This is a genomic window from Ramlibacter sp., from assembly GCF_050250995.1.
Classification (GTDB): Bacteria; Pseudomonadota; Gammaproteobacteria; order Burkholderiales; family Burkholderiaceae_C; genus Ramlibacter.
In genome coordinates this window covers 1-3220 of record NZ_JBFWNP010000104.1, presented here as the reverse complement: position 1 = coordinate 3220, position 3220 = coordinate 1, and the positions used below count along the sequence as shown (strand labels likewise).

Sequence of the window (3220 nt, the reverse complement as noted above, 5' to 3'; positions counted from 1 at the left end):
CAAGGAGCAGCTTGTCACTTGGCTCAAAGCCGACAGCCACCGTAACAAGCGCGAGCGACGTGGCGTCAAGGCCTTGTTTGAGGCTTTGCGCGCCACGGCGTCGGCGAGCTTCGCGACATCGACCGGCGGCGCGCCGCGAAAGCCTTGCAGCAGCTTCGCGCCGCGCAGCTCGGACACCATCTGTTCCACGTCGGCTGGCGTCACGGGCAGGAGGCGCAGGCTCACGTCCTGCAGCGCCTCGATCCACACGCCGCCCAGTCCGAGCGCGATGACGGGGCCCCACTGGGCGTCGACGCGCACGCCCGTGAAGAGCTCGATGCCGCCCTTGCGCATGGGCGAAACGATCACGCCGTCGAGCCGTGCCTTCGGCATCGCGGAGGCGGCCGCGTCCATGATCCTGCGGAACGCCGCTTCGACCGCGTCGTCGCCCTGCAGGTTGAGCACGACGCCGCCGACCTCGGTCTTGTGCGCGATGTCCGGCGAGGCGATCTTGAGGACGACCGGGCCGTTCATGTCGCGCGCCGCGGCGACGGCCTGCTTCGCGTCGGTGGCGAGCACCTGGGGAACCACGGGGACGCCGAAGCGCTTGAGGTAGTCCACCGTTTCGCGCTCGGATTGCGGCAAGTCGGCGCCTGCCGTCGACGCCGCACCCGGCAAGGCGCGTGCCGCGCGCTCGCCCCCTGCACTGCGGGACATCCGGGACCAGTCCGCGGCGTAGCGCAACGCGCGCAACGCGATGTCCAGCCCGCAGGCGAGGTACGGAATCTGCGCCTTCTCCACTTCTTCGCGGCTCTTGTCCGACACCGCCTTCACCGCGTTGCTCACCACGAGGTAGCGCGCGCGTCCGTCCGGCTTGAACTGCCCGATGGCCTGCAGCGTTCCCACCGCAAGCGGCGCCCAGTCGTTGTTGTTCGCCGTGGGCACGTCGGCCACGCAGACCAGCACGGAGACGGCCGGATCGCGCTGCATCGCATCCATGCAGCGGGTGAAGAGCGCCAGATCGTTGATGACTGCGCCCGTCAGGTCCAGCGGGTTGGCGGGTGTGGCCATCGGCGGAAGGATCTCGCGCAGCGCCGAGAGCGTTTCATTCGACAAGGCGGGCAGGCGCAGTGTTTCCAGCTGCGCATAGTCCGCGGCCAGCTCGCCCATGCCGCCCGAGGACGACAGCACCGCGACCCCGCCTTCGGCCAGCACGCCGGTTTTCTCGAGCAGCGCCGCGGTGAACACGAGCTCCTCGATGCTGCGCACGCGCACCAGCCCGAGCTGGCGGCACACGCCGTCGAACACGCTGTCGTCGCCCACGAGCGAGCCCGTGTGCGACTGCGCAGCCTGCGTCGCGATGTCGGAGCGGCCCACCTTGAGCACCACGATCGGCTTGGCCTTCGCGAGCGCGCGCTCGGCGGCGGCGCGGAACAGGCGCGTGTCACGCACCGTCTCCGCGAACACCGCGATCACCTTCGTGCTCTCGTCGTCCACGAGGTAGTCCACGCATTCGGCCAGGCCCAGCATTGCCTCGTTGCCGGTGGCGGCGACCACGTTCATGCCTACGCCGTGCTGGTGCGCGAAGTGCTTCATCACGGTGGCGACCGCGCCGCTTTGCGACACGATGCTGATGCCGCCCTTCAGGGGTGGCGTGCGCATGGCGCCCGTCCAGCACACCGCGCCGGTCGTGAAGTTGATGAAGCCCAGGCAGTTGGGCCCCAGCAGCGTGATGCCGAGTTCACGCGCCGTGGCGACCATGCGCTCCTGCATCGTGCGGCCTTCGCTGCCGGTTTCCGCGAAGCCGCCGGCGAGCACCACGGCGTGGCGGATGCCCGCGGCGCCCAGGTCGCGCAGTGCGTCCTCCATCGCGGGGTTGGGCACCATGAGCAGCGCGACGTCGACGCTCTCGCCGATGTCGACTGCCGTCTTGAACGACTGCTGCCCATGCACGACGCCGCCGCTGCGGTTGACGAGATGGACCTTCCCCTCGAAGCCCAGCAGCTTCAGGTTGTCGAAGGCCATCTTCGACCACGTGGAGCGGTCGGTCGCGCCCACGAGCGCGACGGACCGCGGGTTGAAGAGGCGTGCGAGGCCTGTGTCCGGTGCCGCCATCGCGTTTATCCGAAGCGCGGCGTGAACACGTTGCGGCCGTCCACCTGCGTCACGGTGCCGGGCAGCCCGATGCCTTCGACCTGCTCCAGCTTCGCGAGCGTTGCCGCATCGGCGGGCGTGTTCGCGACGAAGCGCTCGCCCGTAGCAGCCAGGCGCCCGAACAGCACGCCGCTTTCGGGACCGTTCTTGCCGTGCAGCACGGCATAGGTCTCGATGGTCGCGTCACCCTGCGGTGCCTCGGTGAAGCGCACCTTGGTCTGCGCGTCGATCTCGCGCTGGATGGCGTCGGAATCCGCGCGCATGAAGGGCTTGTTCGGCCGCTCGGTGGAAAACAGACCGACCGCCTCCTTGGTGACGAGGCCGACGTTGGCCATGACGAGGCCATAGGCGCCGGGCTTCGCACGCACGCGCTGCACCATCTCGGCGATGGCGTGCGTCACGTAGTTGTTGCCCGGTCCGCCGAAGTACGGCAGGCCGCCCGTGACGGTGAGGCCGCGCTTGTCGTCGGGCGAGATGCCCAGCTCCTTGCAGGCGATCTGCACTACCGACGGGAAGCAGCTGTAGATGTCGAACACATCCACGTCGGCGATGGTCTTGCCCGCCTGCGCCAGAGCGGCGCGCGAGGTCAGGCGCATCGCGGGCGACTGGTCGAGGCGCTCGCGGTCGCTCACGAACCACGTGTCGTGCGCATGCGCTTCGCCGTGCAGGTACACGCGCTTGTCCTGCGGGATGCCGAGCTCGTCGGCACGCGCTTCGGACACCACGATGAACGCGGCCGACTGGTCGACGAAGGCGCTGGCCGTCATGAGCTTGGTGTACGGGAAGCCCACGAAGGGGTTCTCCGCGTTCACCTCGGCGATCTGCTCGGCGCTGTACCCCTTGCGGCGCGTGGCGAGCGGGTTGTCCCTGGCCACGGCGGCGAAGCGTGCAAAGAGCTTGGCGCTGGCTTCGCGGTACTGGTCGACCGTCTGCCCCGCGGCGTGGCGCAGGGCCTGCCCGATGAGCGCGTACATTGCGATGGCCGAGCGCATGCCGTGCTTCTCTTCGGCCTTGGTGTACATGTCCTCAGGGCGTGTGGACCGGAACGATCTCACGCCCGTGAGCTGGTTGGGCGTGGTGGGGGCGT

The 3220-nt window shown here is 69.1% G+C and carries 1 protein-coding gene and 1 pseudogene; both read right to left on the bottom strand.

Features of this window, described 5'->3' with window-relative positions; all coding sequences use genetic code 11:
• Positions 1-147: 147 nt before the first annotated feature.
• Positions 148-2094: pseudogene (locus AB7E83_RS28085) on the bottom strand (acetate--CoA ligase family protein); the annotation flags it as partial.
• 5 nt (positions 2095-2099) lie between these two features.
• A partial coding sequence (locus tag AB7E83_RS28080) for a thiolase C-terminal domain-containing protein (protein WP_428574828.1) occupies positions 2100-3220 on the bottom strand: 1121 nt, incomplete at its 5' end.